Annotated in this window: 24 protein-coding genes and 1 tRNA gene; 9 read left to right on the forward strand and 16 right to left on the reverse strand. The window is 66.2% G+C overall.

Annotated features, from left to right (window positions below):
- The first annotated feature begins 40 nt into the window (after positions 1–40).
- The 4 genes from GRI55_RS03270 (at position 41) to GRI55_RS03285 (ending at position 4,049) form a co-directional block, all read left to right on the forward strand.
- Positions 41–1,420: an amidohydrolase gene (locus GRI55_RS03270; protein ID WP_063505151.1), complete on the forward strand. Its 1,380-nt coding sequence runs from the start codon at positions 41–43 to the stop codon at positions 1,418–1,420.
- Positions 1,417–2,784: an amidohydrolase family protein gene (locus tag GRI55_RS03275; RefSeq protein ID WP_160766185.1), complete on the forward strand. Its 1,368-nt coding sequence runs from the start codon at positions 1,417–1,419 to the stop codon at positions 2,782–2,784. The genes GRI55_RS03270 and GRI55_RS03275 overlap by 4 nt, the downstream gene beginning before the upstream one ends.
- A gap of 13 nt (positions 2,785–2,797) precedes the next feature.
- Complete coding sequence (locus tag GRI55_RS03280) at positions 2,798–3,289, forward strand: FKBP-type peptidyl-prolyl cis-trans isomerase (RefSeq protein WP_050601825.1); 492 nt, start codon at positions 2,798–2,800, stop codon at positions 3,287–3,289.
- A 76-nt stretch (positions 3,290–3,365) separates the two neighbouring features.
- Complete coding sequence (locus GRI55_RS03285; RefSeq protein WP_160766186.1) at positions 3,366–4,049, forward strand: NnrU family protein; 684 nt, start codon at positions 3,366–3,368, stop codon at positions 4,047–4,049.
- Here GRI55_RS03285 and GRI55_RS03290 read toward each other — a convergent pair.
- From GRI55_RS03290 to rpe, 9 genes are all read right to left on the reverse strand, one after another.
- A complete protein-coding gene (locus GRI55_RS03290; protein WP_160766187.1) occupies positions 4,046–4,855 on the reverse strand; it encodes a hypothetical protein in 810 nt (269 codons plus the stop codon). The two genes, GRI55_RS03285 and GRI55_RS03290, sit on opposite strands and share 4 nt — an antisense overlap.
- Positions 4,856–4,949: 94 nt before the next feature.
- Complete coding sequence (locus GRI55_RS03295) at positions 4,950–5,747, reverse strand: crotonase/enoyl-CoA hydratase family protein (RefSeq protein ID WP_160766188.1); 798 nt, start codon at positions 5,745–5,747, stop codon at positions 4,950–4,952.
- Positions 5,748–5,863: 116 nt separating this feature from the next.
- Entirely contained in the window at positions 5,864–7,786 is a 1,923-nt protein-coding gene (gene dxs, locus GRI55_RS03300) for a 1-deoxy-D-xylulose-5-phosphate synthase (RefSeq protein ID WP_160766189.1), read from the reverse strand.
- A 79-nt stretch (positions 7,787–7,865) separates the two neighbouring features.
- Positions 7,866–8,327, reverse strand: coding sequence for a Fur family transcriptional regulator (locus tag GRI55_RS03305; RefSeq protein WP_050601560.1), 462 nt, complete (start codon positions 8,325–8,327; stop codon positions 7,866–7,868).
- Between the two features lie 36 nt (positions 8,328–8,363).
- Positions 8,364–9,044, reverse strand: coding sequence for a peptide-methionine (S)-S-oxide reductase MsrA (gene msrA / locus GRI55_RS03310; RefSeq protein WP_160766190.1), 681 nt, complete (start codon positions 9,042–9,044; stop codon positions 8,364–8,366).
- Entirely contained in the window at positions 9,044–9,175 is a 132-nt protein-coding gene (locus GRI55_RS15140) for a hypothetical protein (RefSeq protein WP_255357763.1), read from the reverse strand. The genes msrA and GRI55_RS15140 overlap by 1 nt, the downstream gene beginning before the upstream one ends.
- A gap of 110 nt (positions 9,176–9,285) precedes the next feature.
- A complete protein-coding gene (gene purH / locus GRI55_RS03315; RefSeq protein WP_160766191.1) occupies positions 9,286–10,872 on the reverse strand; it encodes a bifunctional phosphoribosylaminoimidazolecarboxamide formyltransferase/IMP cyclohydrolase in 1,587 nt (528 codons plus the stop codon).
- Between the two features lie 6 nt (positions 10,873–10,878).
- Entirely contained in the window at positions 10,879–12,738 is a 1,860-nt protein-coding gene (locus GRI55_RS03320; RefSeq protein ID WP_230832184.1) for a heparinase II/III family protein, read from the reverse strand.
- Positions 12,735–13,397 carry a ribulose-phosphate 3-epimerase gene (gene rpe / locus GRI55_RS03325; RefSeq protein WP_050601556.1) on the reverse strand — a complete coding sequence of 221 codons (663 nt, stop codon included), beginning with the start codon at positions 13,395–13,397 and terminating at the stop codon, positions 12,735–12,737. Before rpe ends, GRI55_RS03320 begins: the two co-directional genes overlap by 4 nt.
- A 241-nt stretch (positions 13,398–13,638) precedes the next feature.
- On the opposite strand from rpe, the gene GRI55_RS03330 reads away from it, so the two are divergent.
- The gene (locus tag GRI55_RS03330) at positions 13,639–14,136 is read left to right on the forward strand and encodes a DUF2141 domain-containing protein (RefSeq protein ID WP_160766192.1); all 498 of its coding nucleotides are present in this window, start codon (positions 13,639–13,641) and stop codon (positions 14,134–14,136) included.
- On the opposite strand, the gene GRI55_RS03335 is transcribed toward GRI55_RS03330, so the two are convergent.
- The 6 genes from GRI55_RS03335 to GRI55_RS03360 form a co-directional block, all read right to left on the reverse strand.
- Positions 14,127–15,023 (reverse strand): hypothetical protein, encoded by an 897-nt coding sequence (locus GRI55_RS03335; RefSeq protein WP_063506928.1) that lies wholly within the window; start codon positions 15,021–15,023, stop codon positions 14,127–14,129. The genes GRI55_RS03330 and GRI55_RS03335 overlap by 10 nt on opposite strands.
- Positions 15,020–16,057 (reverse strand): diacylglycerol/lipid kinase family protein, encoded by a 1,038-nt coding sequence (locus GRI55_RS03340; protein ID WP_160766193.1) that lies wholly within the window; start codon positions 16,055–16,057, stop codon positions 15,020–15,022. Before GRI55_RS03340 ends, GRI55_RS03335 begins: the two co-directional genes overlap by 4 nt.
- 107 nt (positions 16,058–16,164) lie before the next feature.
- Positions 16,165–16,791, reverse strand: coding sequence for a LuxR C-terminal-related transcriptional regulator (locus tag GRI55_RS03345; protein WP_160766463.1), 627 nt, complete (start codon positions 16,789–16,791; stop codon positions 16,165–16,167).
- A gap of 144 nt (positions 16,792–16,935) precedes the next feature.
- Positions 16,936–17,451: a CBS domain-containing protein gene (locus tag GRI55_RS03350; protein ID WP_160766194.1), complete on the reverse strand. Its 516-nt coding sequence runs from the start codon at positions 17,449–17,451 to the stop codon at positions 16,936–16,938.
- 11 nt (positions 17,452–17,462) lie between these two features.
- Entirely contained in the window at positions 17,463–18,425 is a 963-nt protein-coding gene (locus tag GRI55_RS03355; protein WP_160766195.1) for a beta-carotene 15,15'-dioxygenase, Brp/Blh family, read from the reverse strand.
- A 7-nt stretch (positions 18,426–18,432) separates the two neighbouring features.
- Complete coding sequence (locus tag GRI55_RS03360; protein WP_160766196.1) at positions 18,433–19,227, reverse strand: bacteriorhodopsin-like; 795 nt, start codon at positions 19,225–19,227, stop codon at positions 18,433–18,435.
- On the opposite strand from GRI55_RS03360, the gene GRI55_RS03365 reads away from it, so the two are divergent.
- The gene (locus GRI55_RS03365; protein ID WP_160766197.1) at positions 19,226–19,531 is read left to right on the forward strand and encodes an isochorismatase family protein; all 306 of its coding nucleotides are present in this window, start codon (positions 19,226–19,228) and stop codon (positions 19,529–19,531) included. The genes GRI55_RS03360 and GRI55_RS03365 overlap by 2 nt on opposite strands.
- 145 nt (positions 19,532–19,676) lie before the next feature.
- Here the strand turns inward: GRI55_RS03365 and GRI55_RS03370 are convergent.
- Positions 19,677–19,753: transfer RNA gene (locus tag GRI55_RS03370), tRNA-Arg, on the reverse strand.
- 129 nt (positions 19,754–19,882) lie between these two features.
- Here GRI55_RS03370 and GRI55_RS03375 point away from each other — a divergent pair.
- The 3 genes from GRI55_RS03375 to GRI55_RS03385 all read left to right on the forward strand — a co-directional run bounded on the left by GRI55_RS03375 (position 19,883) and on the right by GRI55_RS03385 (position 21,623).
- Entirely contained in the window at positions 19,883–20,278 is a 396-nt protein-coding gene (locus GRI55_RS03375; protein WP_050601547.1) for a hypothetical protein, read from the forward strand.
- 99 nt (positions 20,279–20,377) lie between these two features.
- The gene (locus tag GRI55_RS03380) at positions 20,378–20,857 is read left to right on the forward strand and encodes an MmcB family DNA repair protein (RefSeq protein WP_063506939.1); all 480 of its coding nucleotides are present in this window, start codon (positions 20,378–20,380) and stop codon (positions 20,855–20,857) included.
- Positions 20,858–20,903: 46 nt separating this feature from the next.
- Entirely contained in the window at positions 20,904–21,623 is a 720-nt protein-coding gene (locus GRI55_RS03385) for a sterol desaturase family protein (RefSeq protein WP_160766198.1), read from the forward strand.
- Positions 21,624–21,656: the final 33 nt, after the last annotated feature.

A 21,656-nucleotide genomic window follows, 5' to 3' on the forward strand; every position in this document is an offset into this window, starting at 1 on the left:
CGGGGCAGCGATGCTCCGGCCCGACTGCATCGGGGGTTCCATGACACGTATTGCCTTGCTCGCCTGCGCGGCCGCATTCGCGGTTGCCGGATGTTCCACCACCGGGGGCGACGGCGTGGCCTCGGCCTCCGCAAAGGACTGGAGCGCCCCCGTCGGCGAGGACGGCAGGGTGCCCTTCGCATCGACTTATGCACCCTATCCCGGCCGCCCGACCGCGTTGACCGGCGCGACCATCTATGACGGGCGCGGCGGCATGATCGAGAACGGCACCGTGCTGTTCCGCGAAGGCAAGGTGGTGGCGGTGGGCGATGCCTCGCTGGCCACCGATGGCTACGACCGGATCGATGGCACCGGCAAGTTCGTTACCCCCGGCGTGATCGACATCCATTCGCATCTGGGCGACTATCCCACCCCCAGTGTGCAGGCGCATTCCGACGGCAATGAAGCGACCAGCCCGATGACGCCCGAAGTCTGGGCCGAACATTCGGTCTGGCCGCAGGATCCGGGTTTTACCCGTGCGCTGGCCAATGGCGGCGTCACCAGCCTGCAGATCCTGCCCGGTTCGGCGAACCTGACCGGCGGACGGTCGGTCACGCTGAAGAACGTTTCCGCGCGCACCGTGCAGGGCATGAAGTTCCCCGGCGCGCCCTATGGCATGAAGATGGCGTGCGGCGAGAACCCCAAGCGCGTCTACGGCGGCAAGGGCCGCATGCCCTCGACCCGGATGGGCAATTTCGCGGTCAACCGGCAGATGTGGCTCGATGCGCAGGCCTATGACGGCAAGAAACGCGATCTCGGCAAGGAAACGCTCAAGGGCGTGCTCGACGGCGAAATTCTCGTCCACAACCATTGCTACCGCGCCGACGAAATGGCGCTGGTGATGGATATGGCCAAGGAGATGGGCTACAAGGTTACCGCCTTCCACCACGCGGTCGAAGCCTACAAGATCGGCGACCTGCTGCGCGAAAACGACGTCTGCAGCGCGATCTGGGCGGACTGGTACGGCTTCAAGATGGAAGCCTATGACGGGATCCTCGAGAATGCCGCCTTCCTCCAGCGCGAGGGCGCCTGCGTCGTGATCCATTCCGATGACGAGAACGGCATCCAGCGGCTCAACCAGGAAGCCGCCAAGGCCCAGGCGGCGGGGCGCCGTGTCGGTCTGGACATTCCCGACGCCGAGGTGGTCGGCTGGTTCACCTACAACGCCGCGAAGGCCATGGGCATCGCAGAGATGACCGGCAGCCTCGAGGCCGGCAAGATGGCCGATGTCGTGCTGTGGAACGGCGACCCGCTGTCGGTCTATTCGCGGCCCGAAAAGGTCTGGGTCGATGGCGCGCTGATGTTCGACGCGATGGACCGCAGGCGGCGACCGGTGAGCGATTTCGAGCTTGGCCAGCCCGGCGAAGGAGACGTGAAATGATGCGCCTTGCCACTCTCCTTGCGACCGCTGCCTGCGCCCTTGCGGCGCCCGCCGCTGCGCAGACCTTCGCGGTGACCAATGCCACGGTCGCGACCGGCGACGGCAGCGAACCGATCGAGGGCGGTTACGTGGTCGTCGAAAACGGCGCGATCGCACAGGTCGGCCGCGGTACGCCCAGCGGCAATTATTCCGTGATCGACGCGGGAGGCGCCTGGGTGACTCCCGGCATCTTCGCAACGGTGACCAATCTCGGATTGTGGGATGTCGGCGCGGTCAGCGAATCCAACGACAGCCGGGCCGGCAATTCGCCTTTCAGCGCGGCACTCGACGTCGCCCCGGTGGTCAATCCGGCATCGCAGCACATCCTCGTCCACCGCGCCGCGGGGATCACGCGGGCAGCGACCGTAACGATGCCTTCGGCTTCGATCTTCGGCGGCCAGGGAGCGCTGATCGATCTCGGCGCCGATCCGCAGGCGATCAGCCGTCCGCGCGCTTTCCAGGTGGTCACGCTGGGCGAGCGCGGCGGGCGGATTGCCGGCGGAAGCCGCGCTGCGACGCACGCGCTGCTCCGCAATGCCCTGCGCGAAGCGGGCAGCTACGGTGACGGCGCACGCATCCCGGCGGGCGGCGCCCGCGCCGACCTGCGCACCGGCGACGACCTGCCGATCGATCCCCGCCTGGCGGGACGCGAAACCGAGCGCGCCGGCGATGCCCTGCTGACCCGGTTCGATGCTGCCGCGCTGGTGCCCGTGGTGCGCGGCGAACAGCCGCTCTATGTCTATGTCGAACGCGCGTCGGACATTCGCGCCGCGCTGGCGCTGACGCAGGAATTCCCGCGTCTCGAACTGGTCCTGGTGGGCGCCAGCGAAGGCTGGCTGGTCGCGGACGAGATCGCAGCCGCGGGCGTTCCGGTGATCGCCGACGGGCTGGACGACCTGCCCGCGAATTTCGAGGAACTGGCTGCCACGCAGAGCAATATCGGCCGGATGGTGAAGGCGGGGGTCAAAGTGGCGATCAACGCCGCCGCGATGGAAAACCCGCGCAACCTCAACCAGTATGCCGGCAATCTGGTGGCGCTGACCCGCATCCCGGGGGCCGATGGGCTGAGCTGGGGTGAGGCTTTCGCGGCAATCACGTCCGTGCCGGCCAGCATCAGCGGAATGGGCGGCAAGGCGGGCGTGCTGGCGCCGGGTGCGACCGGCGACCTGGTGATCTGGGACGGCGACCCGCTCGAAGTCGGCGCCATGCCGGTAAAGGTCTATATCGACGGGATCGAGCAGCCGCTCGACAGCCACCAGAGCCGCCTGCGCGATCGCTATCGCGATCTCGACACAAGCGATTTGCCCAAGGGCTACGACTGGTAGGGCGATGAAGGACATGCGCACCACCCTGCTGGCGCTTGGCGCAGCGGCGGCGGCCATCGGCTTCCACGCGCTGGCGGCGCAGGATACGCCTGACCGGTCGCAGGATATTGCCTGGATGAACGCGCAGCAGGCCTATCTCACGGGATTGTCCGCCGAAGACGGCTGGCGCGTGATGCCCGGCGGCCTGCGCTGGCGCTATGTCGATTATGCCGGAAGCACGCAAAGCCCGCGCGTCGAAGACACGGTGACCGTGCATTACGCCGGCACCTTCATCGATGGCGAGACCTTCGATTCCAGTTTCGAGCGCGGCGAACCGGCAACCTTCCCGCTGAACCGTCTGGTCAAGGCGTGGCAAATGGCGATCCCGGAAATGGGCGTGGGCGACACAATCGAAATCGCCGCCCCTGCCGACCTCGCTTATGGGCCCCGCGGCAAGGGGCCGATCCCCGGTGGAGCCACACTGCTGTTCACCGTCCAATTGCTCGGCATCGAACCCGCCGCCTGACTTGCTATCGACGATGCCGCTTGCTTCGCGGCACAGGCCTGCTACCCATGTTGATGCTGTAAACATGGAGGGGTTAATGGATCACGCCCTGGTTTCGCTGCTTGCCGCTTCGCTCGCTTTCGTCGGAATGCATTTCGCGCTGTCGCATCCGCTGCGTGCGTCATTGGTCGGCAAGCTGGGCGAGAACGGCTTTCGCGCGCTCTATTCGCTGGTCGCGCTGGCTACGTTCGTCTGGGCTGCCCGCGCGTTTCGGGCCGTCGGGCCCGGCGGCACTCCGCTGTGGAATGGTTCGGGCGACGCCATATGGGCCCTTGCCACCGCCATCATGCTCATCGCCTCGATCCTGCTGGCAGGCTCTTTCCAGCGCAACCCCGCCCTGCCCGATCCGCGGGCGGCAGCGCATGCGGCGCTGGCCCCGCACGGGGTCTTCCATGTCACGCGGCACCCGATGATGTGGTCTTTCGCGCTCTGGGCCGCCGCGCACATCCTGGTGAGCCCGACTCCGCGCCAGATCATCCTTGCCGGCGCCATCGGTCTGCTCGCACTGCTTGGTGCGCATCTGCAGGACCGCAAGAAGGAAAGCCAGCTGGGTGATGCATGGGCCGGCTGGGAAGCACGGACGAGTTACTGGCCGCGCTTCGCCGGGCTTGCGCGCGCAGGTACTGCGGCCTGGATCGGCGGAATCGTAATTTGGCTTGCCGCCACCTACGGCCATATCCACGCCAATGGCATCGCCGCTGGCGTGTGGCGCTGGTTCTAACCACCCTCTGACGGTTCAAGGCAGCGGCGCTCGTCCTGACAGGCCCGCATATCCTCACCCGATTTGCGGTCGATCGCGACGAACCGGTCCCATTCGCGGCCGTTCATCCGGCTGATTTCGGCAGCGACATAATCATGCCGGTCCGCCGCGTCGTCGGAGACGCCCGAGCGCAGGGCGAACTCCGTATGGTCCAGATTGATCTGGTACGAAGCCTTTGCGCCATAGACCGGTGCCACGAAGGAGCGGCGAAACGCGGCCAGGTCATCGCCGCATTGCCGCGCAGCCACGCGGGAGATTTCGGGCCGTGATCGTCCCTGCAGGGTGGCAACGCACTGCGGATAGGGTTGCTGCTCTGCGCAGGTGAAGTCGGGCGGCTCGCCCAGATGGTCGCGCGCCCAGTCGGCCAGCGCCTGGGGTACGGCAACCCCGCAGCGTGCCACTGGCGGGCGGGGATCATCCGGAACCGGTGTGCGCGTCGGAACCGGCGTTGGCGTCGCGGTGGGTGCAGGCGGCGGCCCTGGGGACGCGTCGGTGCGGCTGGGGTGCGGGCCGGGCGAGACGAATGGCGAGGGTTTCGGCGTAGGCGTGGGCTGCGGCGGAAGGCCGCGTTCGCTGGCGAACACGAATGTGGCAAAGCCGACCACGCCGCCGACCAGCGGAAAGACGACCGAGCGCTTGAGCCACTTGCCCGTTTCCTCGTCACGCGGCTGCCAAATCCCGGCAAGCGCGGCGAAACCGAGCAGTACGACCCCGACAAACAGGCCGACGCACGTCCAGACGACGACCGCGAGAACCCCTGCCGGCATGCCATTTCCCCCTTCGCTCCGGCGCGAAGTCTCACCGATTTTCGGGCGGCTGGCAAGCGCGGCCCCGACCGGGCCCGGTCCCGACCGGGCCCGGTCAGGTGCCCTTGAAGACGGGCGCGCGTTTCTCGAGCAGGGCGTCCACGCCTTCCATGTGATCATCGGTCAGATGCATCATCGCCTGCGTGTTGGCGGCCAGTTCGAGCGCCGAATCGTAGCTCATCGAACGCCCCTGCCGCATCAGGTTCTTCGCATGGCGCAGCGCGTGCGGGGGCATGGCGGCGATCTTGGCGGCGAGCGCCTGCGCTTCGGACATCAGCGCTTCGCCCTCGACCACCCGGCTGACCAGTCCCCAGTCGCGCGCGGTGGCCGCATCGATCACATCGCCGGTGTAGAACAGCTCCGCCGCGCGCGCCTCGCCGATGATCCGCGGCAGGATCCAGGTTCCGCCATCGCCCGGGATGATGCCCAGCTTGAGGAAGGTCACGCCGAACTTGGCACGGTCGCTGGCGATCCGCATATCGGCGAGGCAGGCGAGATCGCAGCCGAGCCCGATTGCCGGCCCGTTGACCGCTGCGATCAGCGGCACGCGCAGCGAATACAGCGCGCGCAGGACCTTGTGGATGTTGTTGCGATAGCCATCGGAAATCTCGGGCGCGGTCCCGCCGAAAGTGCCCGTGCGCTGTTTCATCGCCTTGATGTCGCCGCCCGCGCTGAACGCGCGTCCGGCCCCGGTCAGGATCACGCAGCGCACATCCATATCGGCATTGATCGCATCGCAGGCGGCGGCGAAAGCATCCCCGTCGCCCTTCGCGCCGAGCGGGTTCATGGTGTCCGGACGATTGAGCGTCAGCGTCGTGACGTGATCGGACGTTTCTACAGTCAGCAGGGTCATGCAGCCTCTCTTTCGCGCGCGGTCTTGCCAGTCCGCGGCGCGATGCGAAAGAGCTAGCATGGGCGGGTGGCAGCCCGGTGGAACCGCGGCAGAAAAACGCGGACACCCGCGCCCGGTCAGGCGCGCGCTTCTTCGACCCCGGCGCTGTTGTGCCGCAGCGCGTTCAGCACCGTATCGACGATATGCGGCGCATTAAGCCCGGCTTCGTCATACTGCTTGGCGGGATCGTCATGGTCCTGGAATATGTCGGGCAGCCGCATCGTGCGCACCTTCAGCCCGGAATCGGTCAGCCCCTCATCGCTGGCGAAGGTCAGGATATGCGCGCCGAGGCCGCCCACGGCGCCTTCCTCGACCGTCACCACCACATCGTGGCTGCGCATCAGTTTCTCGATCAGCGCGGTGTCGAGCGGCTTGGCGAACCGCATATCCGCAACCGTGGTCGACAGCCCCTTGGCTTCGAGCAGGTCGGCTGCCTTCTTGGCTTCTTCCAACCTTGCGCCAAGTGACAGGATCGCGACTTTCGAGCCTTCGCGCACGATCCGGCCCTTGCCGATTTCCAGCTTCTCGAGTTCTTCGGGAATTGCCACGCCCGTGCCCGCACCGCGCGGATAGCGGAACGCGATCGGGCCTTCGTCATATTCCGCCGCAGTGTAGGTCATATGCGCCAGCTCGGCCTCGTCGGCGGCGGCCATGACCACGAAATTGGGGAGCGTCGCGAGATAGGTGACGTCGAAGCTGCCGGCATGCGTGCAGCCATCTGCACCGACCAGACCGGCGCGGTCGATCGCGAAGCGCACGGGCAAGTTCTGGATCGCCACGTCGTGGACCACCTGGTCGTAGGCCCGCTGCAGGAAGGTCGAATAGATCGCCGCGAAAGGCCGCATGCCCTGCGCTGCCAGCCCTGCGGCAAAGGTCACACCGTGCTGTTCGGCGATGCCCACGTCGAACGACTTGTCCGGATGCGCCTTGGCGAACTTGTCGACGCCGGTGCCGCTGGGCATCGCGGCGGTGATCGCACAGATACGCGGATCGGTGTTTGCAAGCTTGGCGAGCGTTTCGCCGAAGACGTTCTGGTAGGCGGGCGGTCCGCCCTTCGACTTCTTTTGTTCGCCGGTGACCACGTCGAACTTGGCGACACCGTGATACTTGTCCGCACTGTTTTCGGCCGGGGCATAGCCCTTGCCCTTCTGCGTCACGACATGGATCAGCACCGGGCCCTGTTCGCTGTCGCGGATGTTCTCGAGCACGGGAATGAGGTGCTCGAGATTGTGCCCGTCGATCGGCCCGACGTAATAGAACCCCAGCTCTTCGAACAGAGTGCCGCCGGTCGCCATGCCGCGCGCGTATTCTTCTGCCTTCTCGAGCCCGCCCCACACACGCCGGCCGAGCTTCTTGGCGATCTTCGAGGCCATGGTACGCAGCCCGAGATACTCGCTCGAGGACACCATGCGCGCGAGATATGCCGACAGCCCGCCGACCGGCGGCGCGATCGACATGTCGTTGTCGTTCAGAATGACGACCAGCCGGTTGCCTGCCTGTTCGGCGTTGTTCATCGCCTCATAGGCCATCCCCGCGCTCATTGCGCCGTCGCCGATCACGGCGATGCCACGGCCGGGCTTGCCCTGCATCTTGTTCGCCATGGCGAAGCCGAGCGCAGCCGAGATCGATGTCGAGCTGTGCGCCGCGCCGAAGGGATCGTATTCGCTTTCGGCGCGCTTGGTGAAGCCGCTGAGGCCTCCGCCCTGCCGCAGCGTGCGGATGCGATCGCGCCGCCCGGTCAGGATCTTGTGCGGGTAGCACTGGTGGCCGACATCCCAGACGAGCTTGTCCTCGGGCGTGTTGAAAACGTAGTGGATCGCCGTGGTCAGTTCGACCACGCCCAGCCCCGATCCCAGATGGCCCCCCGTCTGCCCGACGGCGTCGATCATTTCGGCGCGCAATTCATCGGACAATTGGCGAAGCTGGTCCTTCCCCAGCTGGCGCAGATCTTCGGGGGTATTGACCGTATCCAACAACGGCGTCTTGGGGCGGGTAGTCATAAACGAAGGCCCTACACCGGTAGAACGAAACTGTCGATGAACGCTTTAGCGGCAGGATCGCACGATCCGCCGCTGGCGCTCAGCTGGCGCAATCGTCGCACAGGCCGCGCAATTCCACCACCGGCCGGACATCGGTAAAGCCGGCATCGCGGCCCGCTTCGCGCAGCGCGCCCGAGACGCGTTCGTCGTCGATATGGGTGGCCTTGCCGCAATCGTCGCAGATCAGGAAAATGCAGTCGTGCCGGCAACCGGGATGCGTGTTGACCAGATAGGCATTCGCGCTCTCGATCCGGTTGGCCAGATTGCTGCGGACGAACAGGTCGAGGATGCGGTAGACGCTGTTGGGAGCCACCCGCTTGCCGCGGCTTTGCGACAGATTGTCGGCAATGTCGTAGGCGCTGGCGGGTTTGTCGTGCCGCGCCAGTTCTTCGAAGACCGACTGCCGCATGCCAGTCCATTGCTCACCGCTGTCGGTGAGGGTGTCGCGCGCGGCCGCGATGAGTTCCGCGCCCTGATGTTCCTGATGTGCGTGCCTGGCCATGCGCCCGAAGTAAGCGCGCGCAGGGCCTATCGCAAGCTAGTCGGGCTGGAAACGCGCCGAATAGGCCCCCGGGTAAAGCGCCTTGAGAGCCTTCACCTTGGGAGCGTCCCACCGCACGATGTACCGGTGACGCGGGTTCTTGAGCATGAAGTCCTGGTGATAGGTTTCGGCAGGATAGAACGCCTGCGCGCGTTCGATCCGCGTGACGATCGGCTTGTCCCACAGATCGACAGATCGCAGCTGCGCCAGATAGGCCTTGGCGACCGCGTTCTGTTCGGCCGACAGCGACACGATCGCGCTGCGATAATGCGCCCCGACGTCGGGGCCCTGCCGGTTGAGCTGGGTCGGATCGGTGACGACCGAAAAGAAGATACGCAGCAGCTGGTCATAGCGGATGACCTTGGGATCGTAGGTTACCCTGACCGCCTCGGCGTGGTCGGTGATCCCGCTCGATACGAGCTTGTAGTGCGCCTGCCGCTCGGTCCCGCCATGGTATCCGGAAACCGCGCTGGTGACGCCGCGGACATGGCTGAAAACCCCTTCGACGCCCCAGAAACAGCCGCCGGCGAAGATCGCGGTCTTGAGGCCGGATCCTTCCTTGGCCGCGCGCTTTGCCGCCGGTGCCTCGACCGCCTTTTCAGCGGCGAGCAGCGGTTGCTGACACGCCGACGCGCCAAGCGCGAGCGCTGTTGCAGCGATGGCGTGACGCCAGCGCATCACAGGATCGAGGCGACCAGTTGCGGAACCGCAGACAGGAAATCGCTGCCATTCGAGAGCAGGACTGCCACGGCACCAAGGCCGAAGCCGATGCCGAAATTGCGATAGAGGTCGGATGTGAACAGGGCCATGAGGGGGGGGCTTTCGTTACGCTGACCCAGATGGCTACACCCACCGGACTTGCAACCGCCTTAATGGCCCCGTCGTCGGGCGTTCAGCTTCGTTCGTCGATCGCCTGCGCTCAGTGGCGGAAGTGGCGCATGCCCGTGAAGACCATGGCAAGCCCCTGTTCGTCGGCGGCCGTGATGACCTCTTCGTCGCGGATCGAACCCCCGGGCTGGATGATCGCGCTCGCACCTGCCTCGGCTGCGGCGAGCAATCCGTCGGCGAAGGGGAAGAACGCATCCGATGCGACCGCGCTGCCGACCGTGCGGCTCTGGTCCCAACCGTATTTCTCCGCTGCCTCGGCTGCCTTCATCGCGGCGATGCGCGAGGAATCGCGGCGGTTCATCTGTCCCGCGCCGATACCCGCGGTTGCGCCGTCCTTCGCATAGACGATGGCGTTCGACTTGACGTGACGCGCCACGGTCCAGGCGAACAGGCAGTCCTTGAGCTCCTGTTCGGTCGGGGCCCGCTGGGTGACGACCTTGAGATCCGCTTCGCTGATCGTGCCGTTGTCACGCGCCTGCACCAGCAGGCCGCCGGTGATCGGCTTGACCGCCAGCCCTTCGCGCCGCGGGTCGGGCAGGTCGCCGGTCACCAGCAAGCGCAGGTTCTTCTTTCTGGCGAATGCCGCGCGCGCGGCTTCGCTGACCGCCGGAGCGATGACGACCTCGGTAAAGATTTCGCAGATGGCTGCGGCGGTTTCACCGTCGAGTTCGGTGTTCACCGCGACGATACCGCCGAAAGCCGACACGCTATCGCAGGCAAGCGCGTGGTTCCACGCCTCGAGCAAGGTCGCAGCCTGAGCCACGCCGCAGGGATTGGCGTGCTTGACGATCACCACTGCGGGATCGCCGCCGGCAAATTCGGCGCACAGTTCCAGCGCGGCGTCGGCATCGTTGTAATTGTTGTAGCTCAGTTCCTTGCCCTGCAGCTGCTCGGCCTGCGCGATGCCCCGGGCATGCGGCCCCACGGGCGTGTAGAGCGCCGCTTGCTGATGCGGGTTTTCGCCATAGCGCAGCTCGACGGGCGCCTTGCCGTTGATGGCCAGAAACTGCGGAAAACGCTGCTGTTGGTCGGCGAAGGCGAACCACTGGCTGATCATCGAATCATAGGCAGCGGTGGCGGCGAAGGCCTTGGCTGCGCACTGGCGGCGGAAATCGAGCGAGGTCGCGCCCGATGCCTCGAGCTCGCCCAGCAGCGCGGGATAGTCGGCGGGATCGGTGACGATGGTGACGAACTGGTGGTTCTTCGCCGCGCTGCGGACCATGCTCGGCCCGCCGATATCGATATTCTCGATGATCTCGTCACGCCCTGCGCCCTTCGCCACGGTCGCCTCGAACGGATAGAGGTTGACGACCACCAGGTCGATCGCGCCGATGGCGTGCGCTTCCATCGCCGCAGCGTGTTCGGGATTGTCGCGCACGGCGAGCAGGCCGCCATGGACCATCGGGTGGAGCGTCTTCACGCGCCCGTCCATCATCTCGGGAAAACCCGTCAGATCGGACACGTCGCGCACGTCGAGCCCCGCTTCGCGCAGCGCCCTGGCGGTGCCGCCGGTCGAAACCAGTTCGACGCCCCTCGCGGCCAGCGCTTCGCCCAACTCCACCAAGCCGCTCTTGTCGGACACCGAGAGCAGTGCCCGCTTGATCGCCACGTCAGCCACGTAAAATCACCCCATGCGTTTGAGCAGCCAGGGGAACCGTCCCCCGCTGCGCGATGTCAGCCCTTCGACGACCAGCTGTTTGGTGGCGCGCGGGCGGCCCTGCCCGTCGACCCACAGACTGTCCTCGATCGCGATATGCGCCTCGCCGCTATCGCCTCCGAGACGGAATTGCCAGTAGCTTCCATCGGGCAGCGCGAGCCCCGCGCCGCGCCGGTCGTCGGCCAGTCCGGCTTCGATCCCCGGACCGAGGTGGAAACGGATTGCAAAGGATATCTTGCCGCGCTTGCCCTGCCGGCCCGAAGGTTCGAGCACGTCCTCGCCGGACAGCCCGCTGCCGTCCGCGCCAAGCAGGAGGGTGCGCCGGTGGATGAGGCCATAGCGTGCCGCATAGCCATTGTGCGACGCTTCCAGCCGCGCCGTGTCGCGGCCCTTTTGCTTCACCGTGGTGCGAGCGATATCGACTTCCTCGACACCCTTGCCGATCTGCCCCTTGATCAGGACGGCAGTGGAATTGGCATCGTCGAGCACCAGCGTCGAATGGGCCGCGGTGCCGCGCAGGCCCTGCTCGATCCGCACGGGTACCTGCCCGCCGGCCAGTTCCCCGCCGCCGCAATTCACCACCACGCGCTGCTCTGCGTAGGACAGCTCGAATGCCAGCGTCGAGGCGCAGCCGTAGCGCGAATGGCGCGAACGCGGCGGGGGCGCGGCATCAAGCACCAGCGTGGCCTTGCCGGCATCGACGCGCTGGTATCCCCAGTGCTTGGAATCCTTCCCCGGCCGCGCGCGGATGCCGCTTGCTGCGACGAGCGCATCGACCCGTGCCGCCGAAGTGGCACCGGCGCCCTGCCAGCTGCCCAGCCCCCGGTCGCCCATCCGCAGCGCGAGCAGGGGCGGTACGAGCAGGCCGAGCATGGTTTCGAGCGCCGGCGGAGGATCGCGATCGACTGCCGCATAACAGGCGCGCAGGTCGATCAGCAGCGCGATCGCATCCATCTGCGCGAGCGGGCTCCGCGACAGGACGCCGCCATCTTCGGCCACCAGTTCGCCCAGCGCGCGCAGCAGGCCGGCTTCGCCGAACACGCGCCGCGGGCGACCGTCGGGCAGCAGCAGGCCGGCCGCCACGATGGCGCACCAGCCCGCGACGCGGCCCAATCGGTCTTCGGTATTGGCGACCTGTCGGTCGAGATAGCGGGCAGTGGCTTCCATCGCTGCCAGCGTGCGGGCACGCAGCCCCGCATCGCCGCCGAGCAGGAGCGGCGCATTGACCAGCCAGCCCAGCAGCCGCAGCCCGGCGTGTTCGACAGTCCACGCCGGACCGCGGGCCGGCACCGGATTGGCCTTCAGCCACCGCGCCAGCAGCTTTTCACCGATCCCGGCGCATTCCTCGCGCGGGGCACAGGCCCCGAGATCGCGCAGCCAGGTGAACCCCTGGACCGCGCGCTGGACCGGCGGGGTCAATGGTGCGTTGCTTGCGAAGTCCACCTTGTCGACGGGAACCTTGAGCCCGTGAACGACGAACTGGCCCGCCCGCAGCGCCATGCCCGCCCCGCGCTCTCCGCGCAGCGGGCTGGACACCGTGGCCAGCAGGCGCGGCGCGGCGGGCTTGCGCAAAGGGGCGGCGAGCACCGAACCGGGCACACCCATGCGGTAAGCCAGCCGCAGAACCGCATCCACCGGCCCGGTGCGCGGCGCTTCGAATTCGGCCAGCACCAGCGCGCGCGCCGGTTCGAGCGGGACCGCTTCGGGCAATTCCTCCGGTTCGGTCTCGACCAGCGGTTCGTGCACTTCGCCGAGCGGCAATGCGGGCGCGGCGCTTTCATCGGGCGCGGCGCCTCCCTTCAGGAGAGTGCGCGCGCCGGCGTTCACGCCTGGCCCTTCAGCGCGGCGATATTGGCGGCATAGCGCTCCGGCCCGCCCTTGAAGGTCGCCGAACCGGCCACCAGCACATCGGCCCCGGCATCGACGCACAGCCGCGCGGTCTCGGCGTTGACCCCGCCATCGACTTCGAGATGGATGGGCTTGCCCAGTTTGTCGATCCGCTCACGGATCGCCTCGACCTTGCGCAATTGCGAATGGATGAAGCTCTGCCCGCCGAAGCCGGGATTGACGCTCATCACCAGCACCAGATCGACATCCTCGAGGATGTAGTCCAGCGCCTCGACCGGCGTGCCGGGATTGAGCACGACCCCTGCCTTCTTGCCCAGATTGCCGATCGCCTGCAGCGTGCGGTGGATATGCGGTCCGCCCTCGGGATGGACTGTGATGATATCCGCGCCGGCTTCGGCGAAGGCTTCGAGATAGGGGTCGATCGGCGCGATCATCAGGTGCACGTCGAACGGCTTGTCGGTATGCGGGCGCAGCGCCTTCACCACGGCCGGGCCGATGGTAATATTGGGTACGTAATGACCGTCCATCACATCGACATGGATCCAGTCCGCCCCGGCAGCGTCGATGGCGCGCACTTCCTCGCCCAGCGCAGCGAAGTCGGCGGACAGGATCGACGGGGAAATCAGCGGGGTGGTCATGGCGGGCGTGGGGCCTCGGGTCGCGGGATAGCCTGGGCCAGCCCTACGCGCGCGAAACGAGGGTTAACAAGCGACCCGTCCCGCCTTTTCCACATTGACCACGCGCTGGATGAGCGCCGGGGCAGGGAATTCAGGCCTAATTCAGCGCGATTTGATAAACCGCACGTCATATCGGAGAACAAACAGCCGATCGGGCGCATGCGCGCCTAACCCTTTCCAATTGAAGACGGACCCTGATCCTATGAACCGCAATCTCGTCGCCACCGTCGGCATTGCCACGCTTGCCATCGCCGGGCTCGCAGCCCCGGCCCCGGCCGAAGCGCAATATCGCCAGAAAATCACCAACGATGCCGCCAAATGCGCAGCAGGCGCAGGCCCCGCGGTCCGCGTCACCGTGACCGACATCAAGGAAAGCAAGGGCACGATCCGTATCCAGAACTATCGCGGGACGAAGGAAGACTGGCTCGAGAAGGGCAAGTGGATCTACCGCATGGAAGCGCCCGCCAAGGCGGGATCGATGACCTTCTGCATGCCCGTGCCCAAACCGGGGACCTATGCTATCGCGGTGCGCCACGATGTGAACGGCAATGGCGATACCGATATCTTCGCCGACGGCGGGGCGATGTCGAACAACCCCAGCATCAACATCTGGAACCTCGGCAAGCCGAGCTACACCAAGACCCGGTTCGATGTCGGAACGGGTGTCGAAACTATGTCGATCCGCATGCGCTACCGCTGAGCGCGGCGCTTGCGCCACAGTTCGAACAGCGCACCGGGCGCTGCGAGCAGCGGATGCCGCGCGCGAAACGGGGTGACTTCGAGCGTTATGCCGGTGTGGCGCTGGAGCTTCCACGCGGCATAATCGGCAGCGCCATCGAAGGTCGTGGTGGCCTTGGCCAGCCGCAGCAGGTTGAGCGGCTTGCCCAGCCGTGCGCGGCGGCGCCACCACTGCAGCACGCGCGCGCGTTCCGCCGCTGGCAGGTCGGGCTCGTACAGGCCATCATGGCATGCAAAGGTGATCCCGCCCGCCTCCCAGGCAAGCGGCAGCAGGCCATCGAAATGCGCCGCGTTCACCTCGAGGATGGCGTTCTCGCGCCCCGGCTTCTCCACCCGGAATTCGGCCTGATAGGTCGCACGGAACAGCGCCCGCCAGAAATCTTCCGCAGTGCCGCGTGATGGACCGACCGCCGCCGCCAGCTGCGCTGCGGTTATGGCTGCTGCACCGAGCGCTGCCAGCACCTGGCTACGCGCCTCGTCATGGGCGGACCACACCAGCGCCGACGGCTGCACGAACCGCGCCCAGATCGTCGTATCGCGCGATCCGCCGTTCGCGGCCTGCGCGAACTGCTGGAGCGACAGCGTGGCGATCTTGGCCCTGAGCCGCACCCCTGCATGATCCCATTCACGGTAGCTGACGCGCGGCCAGATCGCCTCGCGCTGGTCGCCGGGCAGGAGCACATAGAAATCGAGCACGCCGTCGAGCGATCCGGTACGCAGGTTCGACCCGTAGAACAGGACCGCCTGCGCACCCGCCTCCTCGCCGAGCCGGCGGGCGTAGGCCGCGACCGCAGCGTCGACCGGCCGCTCGAGTGCGGCTGCGATGCGATTGGCGAGGGTCTCGCTCACGTGCTGACGAAAGTGAGTTCCGGGCCCTGTTCGACGCGGTAGCGCCCGGGCGGAAAGGCTTCCCCGTCGAGGATGACGGGTTCGGCCACATCGACAGCCAGCCCTTCGGCATCGAGCTGGTGCAATCCTGCGCGGGACAGCCATTTCGGCCGCCACCCCATGAGCACTGCAGGCAATATCGCCAGCACCGAGCGGCGCGGACGATCGAGTACGGCCAGCTTGAAGCCGGGCCGTTCGGGCCCGTAAAGCTGGATGCCCATCGGCATGCGCTTGAGCGTCGAGACCAGCAACACGTGGCGCCGCGCGGGATCGCCCGAGGCGGAGCGCGGCACCGGCTCGCCCGAGGGCAGGAAATTTAGTTCCATTGGCGTCCCCCGCCGCCACTTGTTGCGGTCGGTCCCGAACAGGGCCTGCAGGATTCCCCACGCGCTGGTCGCCCCCACGGCAAGGCTGTTGAAGAAGCCCAGCGAATGCGCGTCCTGGCCGGCCTCGATACCCAGCGTGAACGCGCCCGCGCCGAAGATAAACCCGAGCATGGTCGGATCGTCATGGCCTTCGCGGCTCACGGCCAACGGGCGGCGGACCAGCCGCCGGCCGGAACCGTAGGCCTCGATCGCCCCTTCGAGCGACCAGTCGGCCGGGGCGCCGAGATCGACGTTGAGCGCATTGGTCTTGCCCTTGGGCAACACGGCAATCGCCGGCCAGCGGTCGGCAAACACCGCCTGTCCCATGGTCAGCACGTCGCGCACCGTGCCATCGCCGCCGTTGATGATCAGGAAATCGATCCCGTCCCGCGCAAACCCCGCCAGCGCATGCGCGATCTCCTCGCGCGTGCGCGGCTGCGCGACCATGACGGTGTCGGCGCCGGCACAGGCCAGGTCCTGCCCCTGGTTGCGGTGGCTGCGCGGATTATAGATGATGCCGATGCGCGGCTCGCGCGTCTGCGGTGCACGGTAGACCGACCGGCGCTGGGGCGCTGCCGGGGGAGTGCTGCGCATGGGCAGGCTGTCGAAATTGTAGATTTGCCGGTCCATCAACCTTGTGCCTTAATCCGCCCCGCGGGCGCATACCTAGGGCATTTTCGTCATATTGTAATGGTGGGGCACAGGTTTCTTGGCTGCGCTGGCCCGGTCGGTGGCGGTCAGAGCCCCGCCTCGACCGCCACACGGATGAGGTCCACCGTGGTGCGCGTGCCGAGCCGCTGCGACAGGATCGAGCGGTGCATTTTCACGGTCTTCTCGGACAGGCCCAGTTCGGCCGCTACCTGCTTGTTGAGTAGCCCCTTCGCAACCAGCCTGAGCACCTGACTCTGGCGCTTGGACAGTGATTTCACCAGCTTCGCCGCCTCGATGCGGCGCATCGTAGCACTGGTGGAGGCCGCCGGTTCGACTTCAACCTGTGAACCGAGAAAGTAGAGGAGCTGGTCCTCCTCGTCGTAGATCGGGGCGACGAGCACTGCATTGCGAAAGGGTTCGCCGCCCTTCTTGTAGTTGAGGATTTCGACCAGCACCGGGCGGTGTTCGCGTACGCCCCGGCGGATTTCTTCGGACAGCCACGGCTCGGTGCCGGGGCCGGACAGGAAACGGCAGTTGCGGCCCAGCACTTCGGATGCGCCGTAACCGGTCAGTTCACAAAAGGGTCGGTTGCAAGCGACGATCGGATTATCGGCGACGCGCGGATCGCTGATCACCGACGCGATCGGGCTATCGCGCACAAGCCGCAACAGCCCCGGATACTGGCTTTCAGCCTCGGAGGGCTGTGCCCACATGCTGGCATCTGACCCTGTCATCGCGCCAAGCGTAGGGAGGCGGGCGGTTGCTTGCCACTGAAAAGATTCCCGCCCGGCCGGCGTTATTGCCGACGCCGGACGCCGCGATTGTCGTACGGCGCCTAGCGCAGGCGTTGCAAGAGGTCAGCTGACCATGAGAACGGTCAGCATTACGCCCATCAGGAAAAGCAGTATCCCGGCGATCGCGAAAAAGATCGACGGGCTCAATTCCATCGTCGCCTTCGCCTGTTCGCGCAGCCTGGAAAGCAGTTCGGGCCACGTATAGCTCACGAAATCACCCTGGCTCATCATGGTGACGATATGTCCGTCATGATCGACCACGGGAACATGGCGGAAGCGGTCGTTCGACATCTGGCGCAGCCACGCCAGCAAGTCGTCCTCGGGACGGGCCAGCTTGAGATCCTTGGTCATCACTTCGCTCAACGGGGTGGTCGCGGGATCGAGGCTGCACGCCAGCAACCGGCGAAGGAAGTCGCGTTCGGTCACGATCCCGACGGGTTTGTTCTCCGGCGAGACCACCACGACCGCACCGTAATTGCGCTCGCTCATGGCAATTGCCGCGTCTCGCACGAGGACGTCGGGTGCCATGGTGAGCACTTCCCCCTTCTGATCGAATTCCGGGCGATCCATAATACGCATGTCAGATCCTTTCAGCTGCGCTTGATAGTCGGCCGCTGCCAGCGCCGCAGGATGGCCGGCATCAGCGTGTGGGGAACGGTGAGGACCGCCAAGGTGACGAAGGTGGCGGCCACTGCGCGACTGGGGAGCGAAGTACCCCCGGCCATTAGGAAAAGAACCGCCGCGAGCGCGAACGCGCCGAGCGTCGCTGCGGCGGCATGAAACAGCGGACGGGCCGTTTGCGGCAAGCTTTGGTGCGCAGCACGAAATTGCGTGGGCGAATGAAGGGCGCAGAAATACAAGGCAAAGCCGATCAGCGGCGGCAGCACCAGCATGCCCGCCAAAGTCGCAATGGCCTGCACCGCCGGAACGGCACCGCCGAGCTGCCACAGGCGCAGGATCGCTATGGCGGCCACCAGTAGGCTGGCGGGCGCAAGCAATCGCAGCGCCTGCGCCGCGGCTTCACCGGCACCGCCCGGAACCAGAATGGCAAACAGATCCTCCAACTGGGCGAGGTTGAGCAAGCCGGGGGCGCAAATGGTTGCGAGTGCGAGGCCGAGCGCGAGGAACCGCGAGCCCGCGGCTTCCCAGTCCTCGGCGAAATGCAGCGCTGCGTTAGCCAGAAACAGGGCGAGGCCGAGGCCTGGAGCGAACGCCCACAGCAGCAACGCAATTCCAGCCAGAGCGGCATAGGTCAGTATCAATTCGGCCCATCGTCCGGTAGCATCCGCACCGTGCTGCCGCAGCAAAGCCAGGTCGAGCGCGCCATGCGGCAATCCCAGAATGAGAATCGCCGCGCATGCGGCTAGCGTGGCGGAGCCACTGCCAAGATCGCCCGCCCAGGCGAACGCCATGGCGCCAACCACCAGCACCGGAAAGCGATGGGACGCAACAAACGCTGCGGCCTGACCGGCTGCAGCCGGGCGGTAAAACCCGCCCGGCGGGTAAAACCCGCCCGGCTGCACCGTATCGCTCCGGATCACGCTGGCCGTCACGCTGGGCTCACACTTCCGGCACGGGACGCTGGCCGCGCATCGCCACCGGCTCCGCTTCGCCGTACTCGATCTCGGACTTGCGCACCGCGATCATGTAGATCAGCACACCCAGCCCGGCCTTGGCGACGATGTCCGCCACGGTATAGCCGATCTGCAGCGCGGTTTCGGTCGCAGCACCCGAAAAGCTGGTATAGGGCACCATATAGACGATCGGATAGAAGCCCCAGGACGCGAAGGTGATCCAGCGAGCGGTCTTGACCAGACCGCGCGCCTCCACGGGCTGGCGCTTGATCGCGTCGCCCAGTCCCACGAACAGTTCATAGACGATGTAGAGGAACGGGATCGTCGACAGGGTTCCCCACAGTGCGCGGGTGCCGTTGTCGTCGGCGATCTCGCCCGGATAACCCAGGACAATCATCAGCGCCGCAGCCAGCCCGAGGCGGGTCGCCTTGGTAAAGGTTTCCGAGCGCGACAGGCGCATCACCAGCACCAGCTCGATCAGCAGCAGCGGCACCGTGAGCAGCCAGTCGACGTAGCGATAGGCGTCATTGAAGGCGAGGCCGGTGACCGTGACGATGCCGTCACGCACCTCGAAGGCGGCGCCCCAACTCTCGAAGATGCGCCAATAGTGATAGGCGGCAATTGCCGTGACCAGACCCGAAATGGTCAGCGCCGTGCGATAGGCACGGCCAACCTGCGAACGCCCAAGCCACAGGAAGACCGTGGCCGCAGCCATAGTCGCGAACGTGAATGAAAAGGCATTGTAGACGAAGAAATATTGTGCGGCTGTCAGGCTTTGCATGGCTCATCTCCTTCAGAAAAGAAGGGATAAGCCGCCGGCAATACGCCACCAATATGGACCTTGGTCCATACTCCATTGCGAACAGACAGATCAGCCATCCGCCGCGACAGCGCCTGCGCTACATATACACGGTGCTATCGTCTCTTCCGCACTGGACGCACTGCAAAATGACTTCATCCCGATCGTCGCGAGCGACGCCTGCGCCGATCGCGACGAGGAGGCCCAAGCGGCCAACCTGCCCGATCTCGGCAAGAAATACGCCGAGCTCCAGGCGAACTCCAAGATCGTGGGCTGGTCGAAATAGACTGGTCGTGGGGCAGCTCGACCGTGCGCCGGGACGCGCCGAAGTCTCTTAGATAGGAAGCCCGCCAAAGCTCCCGTTGCCGTTCGCGCCAGCATCGAAATGTCGCAACGGCAATTCGTTTCGTGAGACTTCGCAAGCTGACGCGTGGTGCACCCGACAGGATTCGAACCTGTGGCCTCTGCCTTCGGAGGGCAGCGCTCTATCCAGCTGAGCTACGGGTGCTGGTCGCCGTGGCGAGGGGAGCGCTTAGCAAAGCGTATTCATGCTCGCCAGTGCTAAAACGGCCTTTGCCCAGCCTGGCGCCGCCGCGCGTTAGGCTTTTTGCAAGATTGCCCGCGTACCTCCGCCAGCATGAATGCGCTGTCCAACGAGTTCGACCTGGCCGAAGCCACCATGCTGTCGCCCGATACCGGGACCGCGGGCGAGCCCGACCCCGCGCTGGTGACCGAGCAGTGGGAAGCAGTGCATGAAGCAGCGGCCGCGGTCGGTGTTCTCGCCCAGTTGGGCCGCGAAACGATCGCACCCGAAGTCGCCGACCTGCCGCAACGCGCGGCGCGCAAGGGCGGTTGGCACTATGCCATGGCAGCGCGCGGCATCGACGACATTGCCGCCTTCATGCAACCGGGCCTGCGCGCATTGCTGGCGCTGACCGCCAAGGGCCAGGACACCACCGCCGCGGCGCTGACGCTGTGGCGCGAATTCCACGCGGCGCGCTGCGCCATCGGCGAGCTGGTCGAGACCGCCTGAAGCCACTTCTCCCCGGCACGCTAGGCGTGTCCGTGCGCAGCGTGAAGTGTTCCTGCCCCAACCCTTGACCACGTTCCTCCTATGTTCCAGTTCGGGGGCATGAGCGAATCAACCCTGGCAGCCACCACGGCAAGCGACGTCGCCCGCGGAGTAGCGCGGCTGTTCGCGCGCAACGATATCTGGTGCCTCACCGAAATGCCGCTGCGCAATGGGCGGCGCGCGGACATGATGGGGATCGACGCCAAGGGGCAGGTGATCATCGTGGAGATCAAGGTCCAGCGGGGCGACCTGCTGGGCGATGGCAAATGGCCCGATTATCTCGATTTCTGCGACCGGTTCTTCTGGGCCCTGCCCCCGGGGATGGATCGCAGCCCGCTCGAAGGCGACGCATATCGCCCCGATTGCTGCGGCATCGTCGTGGCCGATGGCTATGACGGGGAAATCGTCCGTCCCGCCCCGCTCCATCCGCTGGCCGCCGCGCGCCGCAAGCTCGAGGTCGAACGGCTCGCACGAACGGCATTGCGCCGGGCGCGCGTGGCGCTCGATCCGCAATGCGCGCCCTGGGGTACGCCCGAGTAGAACTTCGCCTGTTCCCCCCGTCGCCGCGGGGGGCTAGGGTCGGCCCATGCCCTGGGCCGCCATTCTCCTGTCCGCTGCCGCCATGACCGCGATCGTGGCGCTGCGCTATCTTGCCGCCAGCGGGGCCTTCGCCTTCGTCACCGCGCGGGTGCGCCCGGGGTACCACGCACGGCTGGGCCCGCAGATCCGCCGCGAAATCGGCTGGTCGCTGGCGTCCGCGGCGATCTACGGCATTCCGGCAGGGATCGTCGCCTGGGGATGGCAGACCCACGGCTGGACCCGGATTTATACGCAGTGGGATGCCTATCCGCTGTGGTATCTGCCCGTCGCCGTAATGCTGTACCTGCTGGCGCATGACACGTGGTTCTACTGGACCCATCGTCTGATGCACCGCCCCAAATGGTTCCGGAAAATGCATGCGGTCCACCATGCCAGCCGTCCGCCCACCGCCTGGGCGGCAATGAGTTTCCACCCGTGGGAAGCGATAACCGGTGCCGTGGCCATCCCCGCGCTGGTGTTCCTGATCCCGATCCATGTCGCCATGCTGGGCACGGTGCTGCTGATCATGACGGTCATGGGAGTGACCAATCACATGGGGTGGGAGATGTTTCCGCGCCGACTGGTTCATTCCAAGTTAGGCGAGTGGGTGATAACTGCCAGCCACCATCAGCGTCACCATGAAGAGTACAGATGCAATTACGGCCTCTATTTTCGCTTCTGGGATCGCGCCTGCGGGACCGATCGCGGGCTCAGCCCCAACGCCTGAAGAGGGCGGCGGCACTTGCCCTGATCCCGGCCG

Source organism: Qipengyuania citrea, assembly GCF_009828015.1.
Taxonomy (GTDB): Bacteria; Pseudomonadota; Alphaproteobacteria; order Sphingomonadales; family Sphingomonadaceae; genus Qipengyuania; species Qipengyuania citrea.